Genomic DNA, 15,978 nt, shown 5'->3' on the forward strand with positions numbered 1-15,978 from the left:
CGCCTCATCGTGCGTCGCGGAGGAGTCCCACTTATCTTTTGACGTCGAACAGCCGCCTCGGACCGGGAACAATTTATAGTGGGGCTGTCGAGAGCTGCCGTCGCTGGCCGCTTTACGAACCCGCTTGCCCGTCAAGTCCCATTGCGCGCAGTTCGTCGCCTGTGACAACCTCTCGTTCGCAAAGAATTTGAATAATGCGCTCCACCTCATCCCGGCGGCGCCTGATGATTTCGCAGGCTCGGTCGAGCGAGTCCGACAGAAGCCGCTCTACCCGCAGCCGCAATTCCGGATCCTCGCGCCGAAGTTCCGCAAGCTCCTCTGATGACGACGCATGGGTGTAAGAAATCACGCCGCCCATCCCAAGCGAAACCGCCATGATCGTTGCAAGGTTGGTCGCGCGATGCAGATCCGAGTCAGCTCCGCCACCAGAGCCATCAAAGGATTCACCGAGGATGACCCTTTCGGACGCGAGGCCGCCCAATAGCATTGCCAATTCGGAGCGGTAGGATTTCCTGCCCCTAAATAGCGATCGTTCTCTCCGCCACTGGACATAGCCCTGAACTCCATCGCTTCTCATGACCTGTGGCAAAACGACGATCCCGTCGACGGTCGCGACGCCAAGTTCGATGCCGACCACTGCATGACCGGCCTCGTGAGTACTGGCGATCCGCCGCTCCTGTTCCGTTAGGTGCCTCACAGGCGGAATCATTGCGATCAGGTCGGCAGGCCGGACATCCCTAGCCTGTCGGCGCGCCCTTCGTTTTGCGTCGCCGACCAACTGCCTGAGCTGAGCGCCAGAGCGACCGACAGTCGCAGCCGCGAGTGTCTTCAGCTCATCCGGGCTCGCGCCATCGCCAAGATGCATCGCAATGATTTTCGCCCGCGTGTCCTCGTCCGGCAGTTCGATGACGGCATGCCTGTCGAGACGACCGGGCCGGCGCAGGGCTGGATCCACCTGTTCAGGGTAGTTCGTCGCGGCTACCACGATCACCCCCTCGCGGCCTCCCGAACCGTCCAGCAGCTCCAGAAGTGCGTTGACTACCTGGATGCTGTAATCCGCGTTTTGTCCCCTGAACTTCGCCCGGTCGCCGATCGAGTCGATCTCGTCGATCAGCAGCACCGTCGGCGCCGCTTTTGCCGCCTTCTCGAATGAGCGGCGCATGGCAGCCAGCATTTCGCCGAGATGCCCCTTTGATTGCCAGACCGCACTCGAGGCGGGGATGAAATTCGCACCACAGGACCGCGCGACCGCTTCCGCGAACATTGTTTTTCCGGTCCCAGGCGGGCCACTCAACAGGATCCCCGAGGCCACATCCGACCAGGTGATCCTCCCGTCCCGCCAGTCACGCAGGTCGGCGATGAGATCGAGCGCCCATTCCTTCGCCTTCCCGTACCCTTCCAAGTCGTGGATGCGAGGTTCCCATGATGCCGGCTTGGGGATCTGCTTCTGCACCGGCGCGGTCGCTTCCAGCTTCTCAAGCACGGTATCAAGGGGGCGTCCCGGTCGCAGTGCGAGGAACAGGATGCTGGCCGGGAAAGCTGCAAGTCTCCGGGCGATTTCGAGCGGAATGTTCATTGCGATCGATGACTTCGCGGCAGCGATCAGATGTCGCGCATTCACTGGTGCGACGTCGACGATGCGGTCGAGAGCGACCACCAGCTCGGAAGGAATGTCCGCGCCATCCTGAAACAGAACGATTAGGGCAGCTTTGTATCTGGATAGATGGATGGCATCCGTCGCTTCGGCCTCTCCTGTGCGGGATGCGACGGTGACGATTGTGATGGTGTATTTTTCGAGACTGGCAGACTTCATGATGGTCTCGGCCGCATCCTTGTACGCGTCCATGTCGGCACCCGGTGGAAGCCGCAGCCCGACCAGACGGTTCTCCGGCAGGAACACCCGGCCGCGGCGAAGGGCGCTGCGGACGGCGAAGGCATAGGTGTGGACCTCGATAGTTGAGGCGCGCTCTGACAGGGATACAGTTCTCATGGAACGCTCCTATCGGCCGGCGCGCCGGACCACGGTATCGGGTCCAAGCAGTTCTTCATCGAGTTCGACTTCAATGTGTCCCGTCAGGATCATCGCCGCCACCGTCTGCATCGGTCTGCCGTCGCGCACGGCCGATAGGCATTCAGCGAGTGTCAGCGATCCAAGCTCATCGAGGGCTGCAAGGATCCGGATCCTGTCGCCAAGTGCTGCGTCGTAGCCGGCGTATCGCAGCAGGTCCCGTGCATTCTGAAGCCGAGGTTGGTTGCGGATCTCGGACATCAGCACTGCTTGGTACCTGCACTCGAATTGCTCGGCCAGAGTACTGATCCACTCAGTGTTTCCCGGATCCCGATCCCATACCTCGACGAGAAGGTGCTCGCCATCTTTCTCCACCATAAAGTCGACGTAGTACCGCTCGGGACCATGGCTGTCGGCAAGCGCATATGTAATGCACCGCCAGGAGATTACGCTTGGATCGAGATCAAGAAGGCAGGCGTAGTTGCGCGCGTCACGGGTTCGGTAAAGAGGTCGTCCAACACACTTGAGTGTCAGGAAAGGAAAATACGGGCGGTAATTGGGGAAATCGCAAGCTTCATCGCCTGCAGCATGAGCGGGTTCGGTCATCATGACCCTGCACTCCAAACAAACAGTAATCTGGCGGCACCGGGACCGGTCCCGGAGATCCGTCAGCCTATTCGAAGGGTGGGGGCGAAGATGTTGCTCATGACGGAACAATTAGTGAACGAAAATTTATCCGTCAAGCCGGCGAACCGAAGATTTGTGGCCATCGGGCGCTTGATGTTCTGCGTGGCAGCGGTGCAAGCGAGGGTGGTTGTCAGGTTTCAAGACAACATTGTGAAATTTATTTTGAAGCCGATCAGTGGCATAGGCGTAGCGCCATTGATTAATGCACTTACCGTCTTGTTGGTCGCCCCGTCGCCGGTTACGTTCCGATACCAGCAGAAAACATGATCAGAGATTGACATCGTCGTCGTCAGACAGCGGGCCGGGCTGTGCGAACAGCTCTTCCAGGGTTTTCTTCACAGGCTCGAAGGTCACCAGGAATCTGCCGTCAGCATCGATGACTCTCTGGGTACCCCGTGCCTTTGCAGCATCCAAGACCTCACGGATGCGGGCCTCGGCCTCTTGTCTCTGCCAGTCGGAACTTTGCGTCATCGGGCCCCCTCGCGGACTTCAGCCCGGGGATTGTAACATCGAATTGGAGAGTGCCTCGGAATTTTTGAAGAACTCCAAATCTGACCACAGGAATCTACCATGCAAGCAGAACCGCTGCTTTTGATGGATACCGACATCGTCAGCCTGATGGGCCGACAGAAGGCGCCGCCCGGGCTTCGCCCTTGGCTGCTGCGCATCGGCATCCATCGTCTGGCGCTGTGCTACCCTGTGATAACAGAGTTGATGCGCGGAGCCCACCTCAAAGTCCGGGAAGATCCAGAAAGCGCGCTACGGATCGCCAACTGGGCCGACGAAATCGTCAGGATGGGCTTTCCTTTTCCGGAGATGACGGGGGCGGTGGCAACCAAATATGCTGAAATGACGTCGGTCCCCGGTCTTCGGCATCTTTGGACCGTGCAGAAGAACCAAAAGAGCAACAGGCTCGGTCACGACCTGGCGATATCCGCAGTGGCTATTGTTCACAGGATGCCGGTCCTGACAGCAAACGTCGACGACTTCCTCAGGATCCACGAACTCTTCCCCCTGCCCGGCTTGCATCACCCGATGAAGGCGCGATGGTTCGTCGACCCCGTCTTCGAGGTACCGCTGCCATATTTCGATCCGAACGAGCCCGACCCACACGAGAGGGCTTTGCCCAAGCTTTCGAACCCATCGATCATCGCCTCGTTCGAACCGGCAAACGGTTCGCGGTAGTGCCGCAGCTCTACTGGTCCGGTTTCCGCGAAGCCCACCGCTTCAGACTTTCCCGTCGGTTCCCCTGGCTTAGGACCTTGCGGCCAACCTTCGCCGGCTCGAACCCAACCTTTGACAGCGCATCGCCAACCGTTTCTTTGTCATCTGACATTTCCCCGATCGGACCGCTCACGCCGCCTTTGCCCTCATCGTTTTTTCCATCATGTGGCATGCCAATCTCCGATTCCGACATCGCCATCGCGGAGATGTCACCCACTTGGGACATGCGCCATATTAGCCCGTTTAGCCGCTTGTCTGAAGAGCGTCCTGCAACGAGCGCGAGGAGAATCGTGGAGCAATGCGCACGTGTGGCTCGCGGCATTGCCACTGGTGGTGCCGCCGATGGAGCGTCCACGCCCCCAAGCCCGTGCTGTGGTATCCGCCCGAAATGAGGGCTCCGATGCCAGAAGGGTCGTAGTCGAAACGCACGATGCGGCCGACCTTAGCGGATTGAAATCCGCACCTGACAGTGAATTGCAGAGCGTCTCGTTGTCGCCGGAGAGTGTGAAGATACACGAGATTGAATCCTTCGTGAGCCACAGTCCGGGCCCCCGGTCTGCCATAAGACTGTCAGGCTGCTGCGGTGGCCTTCGCGGCTTCGATCTCCCTCAACTGCCATTTCCAAAAACAAAGTACTTTGTCCTCGTCTGGCGGGACACCTGCCGCATCGAGAGCCCATTTCCGCTCCATCGCATTGAAGAAAATTTCGTCCTCGCGTTGTCGCAGATCGTTGAAGTTGAGACCTTCGAACATTTGAATTCCTTTCATCGCACTCTTGCTTGCCGGGGCGGCGACACTAGAAACTAATGGTGGATCGCAATCGAGAGAAACGTCAACGGAGAAATGTCCACACGGTGGGCCGACAAGCGAATCCGTTTGTTCCATCAACGGACACTTCCTCCTTCCCAGCGTCTGCCATCGGCATGACCGGCGATATTAAAACAGGATAGTTAGAATTCGATCGAATCCATTTCCGGGACAGAAGGACCGACCTGCTAGACAGCAATGACAACAGAGGCTGGCGATGGCTGAGACGGCAGACAACATGACGGGCGACGACCCAGGGGCGCTGATGAAGCGAATCCTGGCGAACCGCAAATCCATTGCCAAAGCCCAGTTCGACATGATCGCCAACATCGGCCGGATGCGCTCGACGATGAGTGACGACGATCTGCGCAGTTTCCTGGTTGTCGAATGCGGCATCCCACGCAGCGATCTGCCGTCGATCTTTGCCTTCGATGAGACCCTCGGACCCTGCGAGTCACTCCTGCGCAAGCGCTGCGTCCCATTCCACGTGCTGAAGGCGCTGATCGCGACCGATGCAGACACCCGTCAAGCTGCGCTGCACGCTCTGGCAGACGGAACCGAGGTCGATGTGCCAACCGTTGCTAGGCTCCGTCGTCTGACGATCCGCAACAGGATCGGAGTGAGCGCCTATGCCGAACGGGGCCGCCAGCGCGCGATGACGGCCGCGGCCTCGAAGCAGTCGCACCTACGCGTCCAGGCGCTCGGCGAGAACGTAGCCGCGCTCCTTTCCGAGATTGACGAATTCACGGCGCGCTTTGTCGGGGAGCCACCCTGCGATCCGAACGAGGATGTCGTCGACCGGTCCGAAGCATGCATTTCCGCAGCCGTTAAATTGAGATCCAACGCAAGGATCGTGCTCCGTGAATTCAAGTCGGTGTATGGCGAGGTCGAACTGCCAGGAAAGGGTGTCGCTGGCTTCGGAACTGGGTCGCATCGGCACAAGCTCGCCGCCGCCCATGAATCCCTGAAACGCTTCGCCGATGGGAAGTTTGCATGGTACGGCAAGTTTAGCGGCTTCGCCTTCGAACATGGATATCTTTGGCGGACCGAACTTCAGGATGCGCTCTCATATCTGCTTCCCTGTGATCCGGAGCCGGATCCGGCCTCTGACGAAAATACCGAAGCCGCCAAGCCTTTGAGGTTCTTGGAAATATGCGCAGGTGCTGGCGGCCAGGCAATCGGCCTTCTTGGTGCGGGCTTCGCGCCCGCCCGGCTCTACGACATGGATCTCAATGCCACTCGGACCCTGAAAAGGAACTGGACGTGGCCCGTCACCCGGAAGCGCCTGGAGAAGGTTTCGGACAGGGAGCTCCAACAGTTCCAAGGCATCGATCTCCTTGCCGGAGGCGTTGAGTGCAGACCGTTCTCTCAGGCCGGGAAGCAACTCGGCGCGAACGACAGCAGGAATCTCTTCGATGAGGCGATCCGGTACGTGAAGGTCGTCAGACCTCGCGCATTCTTCTTCGAGAACGTCGAAGGCTTCACGGACAAGAAGTTCCTCAAATATCGCGCCAGCGTGTTCCGGCGGCTGAAGGCGCTCGACTACCGCATCGGCCTGCACAAGCTGAACGCCCGCGACTTCGGGCTTGCCCAGTCGCGCCCGCGGTTGGTGCTGGTCGGCGTGCACAAGGACGAACCCGGGCTATTTTCCCTGCCGAAGGACGGGAACACCACCACCATGGGAGAAGCCCTCGCCGACGTGATCTTTCCACATCGCGGGCTGGGTGATGTCGTCTATGATCAGTGGGCGGAAAATTGGCTCGCGAATTACGGAAGCAACGTCTCCACGACGGTCACGTCGAGCCTCTACAAGAACAAAGGCAAGATGAAGCGGAGATGGGAGAACGAGCTCGGCTTCGCCGTCGACCCGAAGCACGTCGGTGACGGACCGACCCCACTCGGAAGCATCGAAGACCCAACAACCCTTCCCTATCTGACCGTCGAAGTTGCCCGGGTGCTACAGGGATTCCCGCGGGCGTGGAAATTTGAAGGCAAGGCGGACCGTCAGTTCCACCAGATCGGAAACGCGTTCCCGCCGCAGATGTCGAAGGCAGTGGGCCTGGCCATCGCGCGGGCGCTCTTGGGCCGAATGCCAAATTCGATCGACGCACCACCGCTTGTCCCCTTCAGCGAATCCTTGATCGACGTCAAAGGCGTGACACCGAAGGGCTCGACGAGGTTCATGCTGAACGCAATGACGATTGAGGACGTCGAGGAGTTGAGGGACAGCTTCGGCACAAAGTTCCCGGATCTGCCGAAGCTAAGGGCTCAGGCAAAGAGGAACCGTCGCGCCCGAAAGCGCAATGCGCGCGAATATCAGGAATCTCTGCAAGGCGGCGGGCAAGTCATAGAGACTGTCGAGGCTGAGAACCCGTCCACTCCCTGAAGTGTTTTCCGATTGCCCTCTGGATTTCCCATGCCGCAGGATGCTCCAGCCGCCTGACCAGCTTCCCGTCTACGTGAAGCTGGCCTACGCCGCTGCATCTCCACGCGAAGCTAACCTCGCGTCCGGCGGCATCCTCGACGGTCAGCGTCTCCACTTTACCATCGGTCGAGAAGGCTATCTCAGGACCATCCGGCCCGCATAGATCGCTGAACTCCTCGTAGGCCATCGCCACTTCCTGCGAGACCTCCTTGTCGCTCTCGTGCAGTGGAACAAGGACGACTTCCTTTAGGTAAACGCCGATCGCGTTGGCGAAGGAGGCCATGTCGTCCCCCTCGAGGTGTTGCTCTTGCTCAAATTGCCTCGGAATGTACCCGAACCATCCCGCACCCCCCAGCTTCACCTCGGTATGGATTTCGGCGGTCACCTGGACGTCCTCCCACTCCGCCCGGTCCTTGCGGGTTTCGGCCTTACCCGGGACATACAGTTCGACTGGTAGCCTCCAGCCGTTCGGATCCCGCGTCCTGAACACCAGGGTCAGCCCGCCATCTCCGCGCTCTCCGCGCATGACGAGATTTCTCTCCTTCAGGATATGGCCGTAGCGCTCCTTCGCCTCGATCATGATCTGCGTGAAATATCCCATGGATTCTCCTCCCAGCTTGGTACGAGAAGGATCCGTCGCACGGACGCAATGGACAAACCGCGTTGAAAGGATTCGTCGCTCGAAGGCCTCGCAATTGTTGACACGAGAACCTAAGAAGAACATGTAACGATCTGATATGGCTTCATATTTTACTGTGGACGCCGCGCCAGCAATGTGCCTTACTGCTCACGCCCGATGAGGCGCCGGAGGTGCCGATGATACAGATATCGATATCCGTGAAGGGTCAGGTCTGACGCTGACGCCACAGGTGCGCCCAGGCACCGCGTGAGGGGGAGCGTCATGCTTCCGAACGGGCGAACTCCGAAAAACTTCACTATTTCGAACGATGCAGCCCTAGGTCGGCGGACAAGTTTCCGACCGTCATTTAGGACCGACATTGTAGCTAGTGACAGCGACGGAGTTCCACGATGTACGCAGCAAACAAAGCCATACGCTTACACCTGTCGGCCTCGGCCGTGGTCGTCGTCATAGCCTGACCCCTCGCCGACATTTTTCTCTGATTTCGCCCTGGCATCGACTGCCGGGAACACTCACCCCTGCCCTGAAGAAAGCCTCACCGCCCGCGATCCTCCCTGACCTGACATGCGCCGCGCGCGGCGTCCCTCCGAAGTTCCAGAAATGCCGCACTCCGGGCAATCCGGAGATCGACGGCGCACGTCCGCACTTCACCAAGAAGGATACCCACATGAGCACTGCATCCGACGCCTCCAGCCAGGTCCTCCCGACGGCTTTCACGAAGGCCGAGATCGAAATCCAGCGCGGCTTTGCACGCAAGTGCATCCGTGCAAAGCGCTTCGAGGACCTTTCGTCGCGTTACTTTGCGATGAAAGCGGAGTGCCATCGCCGCGGGCTGCGTGCGTGCGACTTTCAGACGTTCCGCAACGCGGTCCGCCTCACGCGCCTTGGCACGGTTGGCCGCCTGAACGTGCTCAAGTCCAGCGTCCCATCGCAGGAGTACTACTTCGGCCTTCCAACCGGAACCGCTCTCATCCATGAGCACGATGGTTTTATGAATCTCTGGCGTCGCCGCTGATCGGGGAGCCATGGACAGGATGACCATCAAAACCATCTCGCTGCGCACCCGGAAGCCCGATGTCATGGACAAGAGTTTCCTCCAAGTGCTCCCCGCAGAGCTAGAGGAGATCGCCCTCGATCTTCCCCGCCTTCTCAAGATGACGGGGGCGTGGGAGGCGCTCCCGAAGAAACAGCGCCGTCACCTGAGGGCGCTGGCCCCACGCCTTGTCACCGTCGTGCGCGGCAAACCCCACCTGCCCGGCGCTGTCCGATCGCCGGCAACTGGCGCGGCAACGACCGAGTACGGCAGTCGACCGAAACGGTCTGCAATCCACTCCAAAACGAGGAAGCCACATGCTCCATGAACAAATGACGACCTACTTCACGACTCTGGCCGACTTCCATCCTGCCGTGCTCCGCTGGTCAGGCCATGTTCTGCAGGACCAGCCGATGCTCGCGACGACCTTCGCTGCTACGTTGAATGTAATCATTCAGCAGACCCAGTTACTGGGAATCGACGATGAAACGGCGCACGAGCTTCTCATTTGTCTGATCGAACATGAAGCAGGACCAGCCCTGCGCCGGCTGGGGATCAGCTTGCCCATCCCCTCTCGCGACCTGTTCTCAACCCTGGCGCACTCGTTTCGTGAAGATGACGAAATCGCAAAAGTCAAGCTTCGAGAGCCGTTGATGGTGGAGAAGGGTCCCGTCGGCATCATGCGCAGGTCGCTTTGGGCCGAAGGTTTGAGGGAGCCGGAGGTGTCGCTGAGACTCGCGGGACTCCAGGCGATTGAGCCGCAAATACACTGAGCCCGCTGCGCGAGCCGGGGCCATCGCCTCTCCGACGGTCGTCGACGGAAGATCTTCACCCCATGACACCGCGCGGGCCGCCCCGGCCCTAGCACACCCTTCACCAGACAGCCCTCGCCCGGCCGCGCAGCGCGGCCGGCATCGGACACCTGCGTTCAACGGAGCCTTCAATGACCCGCGTCAGACAACTTATCCGCTTCATGAAAGAGCTGGAGTCCGGCCACGACCGGACCCAGATCCCGCTTCCTTCCGAGACTGTCTTCCTCAAGCCGGATAATCCGCTTATCTCGGGACGGATCCGGCCCTTCCCGATCGACGTTCACGATGAGGACGAGAACTATGCCGACCTCGTCAGCCTCCCATGGCTATGGATGCCGACCGAGGAGCCGACACCCAGCCGATGGTACCCGGCCAGAACGAAGGGCCATTCCCGCGGGACCATTACCAACCCGAAGACACGATCGGCAATCACCTACGCCAGTACATACGAGATGAACCTCGGCTACATGCTCTGTGCCTCCAAGCACGTCGCCAAGGTCGAGGATCAGCCCGAGGCCATCATCGTCCCCCGCGACGACGGTGACAAGCAACACACCGTCGACTACCGGGTGACGATGACGGGCAACGGCTACCGGATCGTCGTCGGTGTGCGACCATCCTGGCAGCTCGACAAGGACGACCTCCGTCACACGATCGAGCGGATCAACTCCGGCTCGCTCGCGGGCTTCGCCGACGAGGCGATCATCCTGACCGAACGCGAGATCACGAACGACCGCGGGTGGAACGCAAAGAGCATCCTACGTGCGCTCAAGGGATTGGCCGCCAACGACAATGCCCGCCTGGCGAACCACGCGTCGAAGTTCCACGGAACCGTGTCGCTCAGGACACTGACCAGCATCTTCGACGACTCCGCGGCCGCTTGGAACGCGGTCTGGTGCCTGATCCACGACGAAATCCTTCTGCCCGCCCGTCCCGACATCAAGCTCGTGGATGCCCCCTTCGTCGCCTTCAACCACAACGCAGCCTGAAAGGAAATAGCATGGAAACCAACCTTCCCGCCCTCCTCTCGCTCCAGCACGGCGCCGTGCTGCCGGTGTTTAACCGCCTTCCCGTCAAGGCCCGCGTTCGCGATCGCGGCATCGACTATTGTGTCCTGTACTGCGACCGCAACGGCGCCGCGCTCCAGCGCATGGACGAGACCCAGGCGACAGTGACCTTCAGCCAGGCCGAACTCACGGAGGCACTCAACCGTCCGGGCAATCCGATGATGGTCGAGAAGGACTTCTACGCCGAAACGAAGGCGCGCGCCCGGCTGAAAGGCGCAGACAAACTCAGCGGTCTGAACCCGAGCGATCAGGAAACGGTCCTCAAAAGAGAATACTTCGTTCGGTCCTTCTACGAGATGCGGGCTGACTACAGGGAGAAGTGCAGGCTTGCGCGCATCGATGGGATGCCCCTTCCGCCTCGCGTCAGCAAGTCTCGCGACTCCCTTCTGCGGGTGATCCCGCTCATTTCTCTGAAGTGGCGTGCCCAACAATTGGCGAGCTCGCCGAAGGCGACTTACCGGACAAAGGAGAAGACCGTCACCCTCGTCGAACCGACCCCGTCCACATTGAAGACCTGGATGCAGAAGATGGAGGAGAACGACTTCGATCCCGTCTTCCTCCGAAACCAGTACCGTGACGAACGCCAGGAGTACTTCACGGGGGACGAGCTAATTCACCTCAACGCTGCGATCGCCGCCGCCTGCTCGCGTACCGATACTGACCTCGCAAGGATCCATGCCGATATGGTCACCGTCATGGAAGCCGAAAACAAAATCAGGGGTGCCGACGACCAGCTCCGGATTCCGTGCGAAAGCACTCTGCGCAATCGTTACGCGGAACTTCCTGAGATGAAGCGGGACCTTGCTCACGATGGCAAGGATGCTGCCAAACGAAAGTGGCAGCCGGAACACGGCGGCATCGATGTCATCCGCGCGGGTGAGCGCATGGAGGTCGACGACCACGAGACCGACCTGCACACGATTCTTGCAAAGATGGGCGTCTGGAAGACCATGTCCAAGGCTGACCGCGCCAAGGTGAAGCGAATCCGTCTTTGGATCTCTGCCGGGATCGACGTTGCCAGCCGAAGCCTTGCCGCCCTCTACGTCAGTTCACGTCCGCCCTCGATGAAGTCGGCGATGGCGGTCCTGGAGATGGCGACACGTGAAAAGACCGACATCGCGAGACGTCTGGGATGCTCTACGGCGTGGGTTCAAGGTGGCACCATGGAAACCATCGCGGTGGACAGCGCAGCGTACTTTGCCCACCGTCCATTTCGCATCGCAGTCAACGACATGGGTAGCGACCTCTTCCTTCCCCCCGCGGGGGAAGCGCCCTGGCGCGGTTTCATCGAGCGCTGGTTCGGAACCTTCGGCCATCAGATGTTCAACTACTTCAACGGACGCACCTGGAGTTCGTCCAGCGAAAAGGGCGACTACGACTCCGAAGCCGAGGCTGACATGATCGCGGATCAGGTTGCCGAGTGCATGCTCCGCTGGGCTGTCGACGGATATCACAACGCACCCCACAGCGAGCTCAACGGTGCGACGCCTTTGAACCGCTGGCTCGAACTCAGCCGGGATTACGGTGTGATGCCAGGTCCGACCGGAGCTATCCGCACCCACCTCTTCGGCACCTACATCAAGCGCACCATCTCGAAAAAGGGTCTCAGGGCTGCCGGACTGTACTTCCAGAGCAAGCAGCTTCAGAAGATCCGCCGCAAGGTAGGAAAGACGCCGGTCGTCGCCCGCATCAACAACCACAACCTTGGTTCGGCATCGGTCTGGGCAGAGGACGGCTGGATCGAGGTCCCTTGTGTCCACAAGGAACTGGAAGGCGTCAGCATCTGGCAGTGGCTCGCTGCGACCGAAAAGCTGCGCCTGTTCAATACGGAAAACGCCAAGGTCTCTCGCGGCACCCTCCAGGCAACCTTCCTCTGGCTCAAAAACCAGGCGGAAATGGCTCGCCTCGAGTCCGGTCTGCTCAGCCCCGTCCTTGCCGAGGAGGACTACCAACGCTTCGAGCAGAGCATGGATCGGACCTTTGACGTCGTCGAAAAGCCGTTTGAGGGCGAATTCGTCCCTGATGGCGAATGGCATCCGTCCAATGAGCTCTTCGCCGCCCTCGCGATCCAGCCGGTGATCTACGCCAAGGCCAAGAAGTCCGCGAAGGCCGTCCGAGAGGAGGCCAATACCGGATCGCGCCCGGAAATCGGAACCATGCCGAAAGTGCAGGCCGAAGCGTCCGCAGCCAAGCCGCTGGAACGCGTCGATAACGAGACGACCGTCGTTCGCCGCATCACCTCCAACATCTTCGACAACTAGGGAGTACACCATGGACCAGTTCGAAAAAGACTTCGATAGAAAGCGTAGTCAGGCAGCCATCGACCATGTTCGCGGCCTGATCGGCGACAACCGAGCCGCCATCGCAGACCGGATCGCGGAACTCTACGACGAGTACCTCACCCTAGATCGTGACGTGCCGCTGCGAGCCGCTCTCATGGCCTCGGTCGCAAGCGTTCTCACCCCTATCACCGGAAGACCAGACAAGCGTAGGATCGTCGCCGTCACCGGACGCTCCGGTGCCGGAAAGACCACGGCGCTGATGAAGCATATCCGTAGCATTCCGGCGATGCAGTCCTACAAAGACGACGACGGGGTGATGATCCATCCCGTCATCATCGTCGATGCCCCGTCGCCTTGCACTCCTCGTCTCCTCGCTATTGCCTGCCTAGAAGCGCTCGGTCACGCCCCTCCGGGGGGCATCAAGGAGAACCAGGCCTGGCTGTTGTTCCGGCGCCTGTTGAAGGTCCACAAGGTCATGTGGGTCTTCATCGACGAGGCTCAGAACGCCATCGAGACTGCCTCTGTCCGCGAAGCGACCGTCATCGGCGACGCGTTCAAGTCGCTGACGCAGATGCCGGATTGGCCCGTGAGATTGATCCTCGCCGGCGTGTCGCCGCTGGCAAGCTTTCTCGCCCGCAAGCAGCTCTACAATCGGCGCACTGTTGTTCCCTTCGACACCCTTGACGCGGACGGTACAACCGATCTTGTCAAAAGTGTTCTGGAGACGATCGTGCAGGAGCATGCTCGCATGGAAATCCGGATCAAGCTTGGGGACGACGCTCGTGAGGATTCTGACGAGGAAGAGGGCAAGAAGCGACGCAAGGACAAGGGAATGTTCCTCAGGCGACTGATGCACGCCTGTGATGCCGAATTCGGCTCCGTCGTCCAGATGATCAGGGCCGCCGTCGAGTTGGCAATCTACGCGGACCGCGACTATGTCACGATCGACGATTTCGTGAAGACCTACGCCTCCTTCTCCGGCTGCAGGCCAAGCAGGAACGTCTTCACCGCTGACAACTGGGAGGAACTCGACCCCGTAACCGCCCTGCTCCGCGACGACGATCGTGCTTGGGAGGCCGAACGGCTGAAATCTAAGGGAAAGACCGCAACAAGGTATGGAGTTCGGCCCCAATGAGCAGGCTTGCCGAATTGCTTCCCTTCCACGCTGGCGACGAAACCGTCGCCAGCTATTTTTCACGCCTTGCGGCGGCATGTGGTTACGAGAGCGCCCGCGCTTTCGCCTTCCACCTCCAACTGCAGTTCCACGGGCTCGTTGCGGGACGGGAGAAGGATCTGGAGACCTTCGCCGCAGTCCTGGATATGCCGAGGTCATTACTTTCTCCGGGCGTCATCGTCGGAGACAAGTCCATCTATCAACTCTCCGGGCAACAGCTCAGCCGACATGAAATTCAACGGCTCCGGTTTCGCTTTTGTCCTTTCTGCGTGAACGAGGACGAAAGTCTCTGCGGAGGTCGACGAGGTTTTCGAGCATACGGACGCCTACACTGGCATGTGTCCGCTATTCGCACCTGCAGGCGGCACGGCGTGCACCTGGTATCCAGTGCCGAGCTCGCGAGATCGCCATTTCAGCACGACTTTGCTGCCAACCTCGCGGCGGAATACCCCAAGATTCCCGAGTACATTGCTTCGGCCGAAGCCGCAAAACCGGATAATCTTCAGACGTATGTCGAGAAGAGGATGAAAGGCGTCAAGTCCGGTGCCGATTGGCTCGACTCCCTGCCGCTGTTCGTTGCCATCCGCCTTTGCGAAATCGTGGGCGCATCTCTGTTGCACGGAAACCTGTTCCGCTCATCGGGGTTCGGCAACCGGGAATGGTCCGCGAGCAGTGGTGCAGGATACGATCTTCTTGAAGGAGGAGAACCTGCATTCCGGCAATATCTGGAGTCTCAGGTGGATGAATTTCATCGCGGCGCTAGTTCTCGCGGCAAGCGATCCATCTTCGGTCGACTTCATTATACCCTTGCCCACAAGACGACCGAGGCTGCTTTCGACCCCATCCGAGATATCGTTCGAGACGTTGCGATAGACAACCTGGCGCTCGCTCCAGGCGATGAGTTCTTCGGGCCAATCAGTACCCGGAGATATCACACCATCCACTCGGCCTCAAAAACGCACGGCATTCCGTTCGAGCGCCTTAACAAGCTCCTGCTAGATGCAGGATTGCTCCCCAGTGACTCGAGCAGTGGGGGCAGAAAACTCATTGAAGCTCAAGCCGTCGATCGCATCGTGAGGGTAATGGCGACAACACTCAATCAGAAAGAGGTCATTGCCAAGCTTGGGGTCACCCGCAAACAGTGCCGACTGCTAATCAATGGTGGACTTTTGAAATCATCCGGCGAAGTAAGACCGCGAGTTGGCAGCAGATTCATTCCTCGATACCTGTTCGAGAACGTTACCTCGCTGCTCGAAAGCCTAAGATCTGCAGTCAATTGCCCCGACATGAGTGGGCTCCACGATTTACGGACTTCGATCAAGCGTTGTCGATGCACGTTCGTCGAGGCAGTTGATTTGATCCGGTCTGGAAAACTCTCAAAAGTTGCCTGGGACGAAAGTCATATCGGACTGGCAGCGCTCCGAGTCGACCCGAACGAAATGCGGCCTCTGATAGTGCGTGAACATCGCGGCGGCGTGGGAGTTTACGAGCTGGCGCAGATGACCCGATTGGCGAAGAACGGAGCGTATTCGCTCATTGAGGATGGGCGGATCAAGGCCTTCAATCGCCGAAACTAACAGAACGGCAGCCTCAATAGGCAACCGAGCCGGAAGAACTCGAGACTTTCATACGCGAAAAACTGTTCGTTGAATCGGCTCGCCGGAAGCACCGAGTTCGTTCATCGACCATGAGGAGACTTGACCACGCTGGCTTGCCGCCATCGTTCACAGCCGGGGAAATGCCCTTCTATCGACGCGACGTGCTGTCCACAGAGAACCTCCTCTAAGAATTCGAGCCGGGCATTTTTGCCCGGCTTTTC

The 15,978-nt window shown here is 59.5% G+C and carries 15 protein-coding genes; 10 read left to right on the forward strand and 5 right to left on the reverse strand.

Annotated elements, in window-relative coordinates; translation table 11 throughout:
- Positions 1–112: 112 nt before the first annotated feature.
- Positions 113–1,846, reverse strand: coding sequence for an AAA family ATPase (locus ACQ7C1_RS18625; RefSeq protein ID WP_430959370.1), 1,734 nt, complete (start codon positions 1,844–1,846; stop codon positions 113–115).
- 153 nt (positions 1,847–1,999) lie between these two features.
- The gene (locus tag ACQ7C1_RS18630) at positions 2,000–2,617 is read right to left on the reverse strand and encodes a hypothetical protein (RefSeq protein ID WP_430959371.1); all 618 of its coding nucleotides are present in this window, start codon (positions 2,615–2,617) and stop codon (positions 2,000–2,002) included.
- 87 nt (positions 2,618–2,704) lie between these two features.
- Here ACQ7C1_RS18630 and ACQ7C1_RS18635 point away from each other — a divergent pair, with 87 nt between their 5' ends.
- The gene (locus ACQ7C1_RS18635; protein ID WP_430959372.1) at positions 2,705–2,962 is read left to right on the forward strand and encodes a hypothetical protein; all 258 of its coding nucleotides are present in this window, start codon (positions 2,705–2,707) and stop codon (positions 2,960–2,962) included.
- Here the strand turns inward: ACQ7C1_RS18635 and ACQ7C1_RS18640 are convergent, their stop codons facing one another.
- Positions 2,963–3,166, reverse strand: coding sequence for a hypothetical protein (locus tag ACQ7C1_RS18640; protein WP_430959373.1), 204 nt, complete (start codon positions 3,164–3,166; stop codon positions 2,963–2,965).
- A 123-nt stretch (positions 3,167–3,289) separates the two neighbouring features.
- Between ACQ7C1_RS18640 and ACQ7C1_RS18645 the strand changes: the two genes are divergently transcribed.
- Positions 3,290–3,880 (forward strand): type II toxin-antitoxin system VapC family toxin, encoded by a 591-nt coding sequence (locus ACQ7C1_RS18645; RefSeq protein WP_430959374.1) that lies wholly within the window; start codon positions 3,290–3,292, stop codon positions 3,878–3,880.
- 609 nt (positions 3,881–4,489) lie between these two features.
- Here the strand turns inward: ACQ7C1_RS18645 and ACQ7C1_RS18650 are convergent.
- A complete protein-coding gene (locus tag ACQ7C1_RS18650; RefSeq protein ID WP_430959375.1) occupies positions 4,490–4,804 on the reverse strand; it encodes a hypothetical protein in 315 nt (104 codons plus the stop codon).
- Positions 4,805–4,943: 139 nt separating this feature from the next.
- Here ACQ7C1_RS18650 and ACQ7C1_RS18655 point away from each other — a divergent pair, with 139 nt between their 5' ends.
- The gene (locus tag ACQ7C1_RS18655) at positions 4,944–7,112 is read left to right on the forward strand and encodes a DNA cytosine methyltransferase (protein ID WP_430959376.1); all 2,169 of its coding nucleotides are present in this window, start codon (positions 4,944–4,946) and stop codon (positions 7,110–7,112) included.
- Here the strand turns inward: ACQ7C1_RS18655 and ACQ7C1_RS18660 are convergent.
- Positions 7,072–7,752, reverse strand: coding sequence for a hypothetical protein (locus ACQ7C1_RS18660; RefSeq protein WP_430959377.1), 681 nt, complete (start codon positions 7,750–7,752; stop codon positions 7,072–7,074). The genes ACQ7C1_RS18655 and ACQ7C1_RS18660 overlap by 41 nt on opposite strands.
- A gap of 706 nt (positions 7,753–8,458) precedes the next feature.
- On the opposite strand from ACQ7C1_RS18660, the gene ACQ7C1_RS18665 reads away from it, so the two are divergent.
- The 7 genes from ACQ7C1_RS18665 (at position 8,459) to ACQ7C1_RS18695 (ending at position 15,736) form a co-directional block, all read left to right on the forward strand.
- Positions 8,459–8,806, forward strand: a complete 348-nt coding sequence (locus ACQ7C1_RS18665) for a hypothetical protein (protein ID WP_430959378.1) — start codon at positions 8,459–8,461, stop codon at positions 8,804–8,806.
- 19 nt (positions 8,807–8,825) lie between these two features.
- Positions 8,826–9,152, forward strand: a complete 327-nt coding sequence (locus ACQ7C1_RS18670) for a hypothetical protein (RefSeq protein WP_430959379.1) — start codon at positions 8,826–8,828, stop codon at positions 9,150–9,152.
- The gene (locus ACQ7C1_RS18675; protein ID WP_430959380.1) at positions 9,142–9,597 is read left to right on the forward strand and encodes a hypothetical protein; all 456 of its coding nucleotides are present in this window, start codon (positions 9,142–9,144) and stop codon (positions 9,595–9,597) included. The genes ACQ7C1_RS18670 and ACQ7C1_RS18675 overlap by 11 nt, the downstream gene beginning before the upstream one ends.
- Before the next feature lie 170 nt (positions 9,598–9,767).
- Positions 9,768–10,625: a hypothetical protein gene (locus ACQ7C1_RS18680; protein WP_183903373.1), complete on the forward strand. Its 858-nt coding sequence runs from the start codon at positions 9,768–9,770 to the stop codon at positions 10,623–10,625.
- A gap of 11 nt (positions 10,626–10,636) precedes the next feature.
- Entirely contained in the window at positions 10,637–12,964 is a 2,328-nt protein-coding gene (locus ACQ7C1_RS18685; protein WP_430959381.1) for a Mu transposase C-terminal domain-containing protein, read from the forward strand.
- 10 nt (positions 12,965–12,974) lie between these two features.
- Positions 12,975–14,120 (forward strand): ATP-binding protein, encoded by a 1,146-nt coding sequence (locus tag ACQ7C1_RS18690; RefSeq protein WP_430959382.1) that lies wholly within the window; start codon positions 12,975–12,977, stop codon positions 14,118–14,120.
- Positions 14,117–15,736, forward strand: a complete 1,620-nt coding sequence (locus ACQ7C1_RS18695) for a TniQ family protein (RefSeq protein WP_183903370.1) — start codon at positions 14,117–14,119, stop codon at positions 15,734–15,736. Before ACQ7C1_RS18690 ends, ACQ7C1_RS18695 begins: the two co-directional genes overlap by 4 nt.
- Positions 15,737–15,978: the final 242 nt, after the last annotated feature.

Source organism: Rhizobium sp. Nf11,1 (assembly GCF_050587665.1).
Classification (GTDB): Bacteria; Pseudomonadota; Alphaproteobacteria; order Rhizobiales; family Rhizobiaceae; genus Rhizobium.

Excerpts from the sequence above, each read along its gene's own strand:
- ACQ7C1_RS18685 (WP_430959381.1), top strand. The coding sequence starts at position 10,637 with ATGGAAACCAACCTTCCCGCCCTCCTCTCGCTCCAGCACGGCGCCGTG.
- ACQ7C1_RS18630 (WP_430959371.1), bottom strand. The coding sequence starts at position 2,617 with ATGATGACCGAACCCGCTCATGCTGCAGGCGATGAAGCTTGCGATTTC.
- ACQ7C1_RS18670 (WP_430959379.1), top strand. The coding sequence starts at position 8,826 with ATGACCATCAAAACCATCTCGCTGCGCACCCGGAAGCCCGATGTCATG.
- ACQ7C1_RS18665 (WP_430959378.1), top strand. The coding sequence starts at position 8,459 with ATGAGCACTGCATCCGACGCCTCCAGCCAGGTCCTCCCGACGGCTTTC.
- ACQ7C1_RS18675 (WP_430959380.1), top strand. The coding sequence starts at position 9,142 with ATGCTCCATGAACAAATGACGACCTACTTCACGACTCTGGCCGACTTC.
- ACQ7C1_RS18650 (WP_430959375.1), bottom strand. The coding sequence starts at position 4,804 with ATGGAACAAACGGATTCGCTTGTCGGCCCACCGTGTGGACATTTCTCC.
- ACQ7C1_RS18655 (WP_430959376.1), top strand. The coding sequence starts at position 4,944 with ATGGCTGAGACGGCAGACAACATGACGGGCGACGACCCAGGGGCGCTG.
- ACQ7C1_RS18690 (WP_430959382.1), top strand. The coding sequence starts at position 12,975 with ATGGACCAGTTCGAAAAAGACTTCGATAGAAAGCGTAGTCAGGCAGCC.
- ACQ7C1_RS18695 (WP_183903370.1), top strand. The coding sequence starts at position 14,117 with ATGAGCAGGCTTGCCGAATTGCTTCCCTTCCACGCTGGCGACGAAACC.
- ACQ7C1_RS18645 (WP_430959374.1), top strand. The coding sequence starts at position 3,290 with ATGGATACCGACATCGTCAGCCTGATGGGCCGACAGAAGGCGCCGCCC.
- ACQ7C1_RS18635 (WP_430959372.1), top strand. The coding sequence starts at position 2,705 with ATGTTGCTCATGACGGAACAATTAGTGAACGAAAATTTATCCGTCAAG.
- ACQ7C1_RS18660 (WP_430959377.1), bottom strand. The coding sequence starts at position 7,752 with ATGGGATATTTCACGCAGATCATGATCGAGGCGAAGGAGCGCTACGGC.
- ACQ7C1_RS18625 (WP_430959370.1), bottom strand. The coding sequence starts at position 1,846 with ATGGACGCGTACAAGGATGCGGCCGAGACCATCATGAAGTCTGCCAGT.
- ACQ7C1_RS18680 (WP_183903373.1), top strand. The coding sequence starts at position 9,768 with ATGACCCGCGTCAGACAACTTATCCGCTTCATGAAAGAGCTGGAGTCC.
- ACQ7C1_RS18640 (WP_430959373.1), bottom strand. The coding sequence starts at position 3,166 with ATGACGCAAAGTTCCGACTGGCAGAGACAAGAGGCCGAGGCCCGCATC.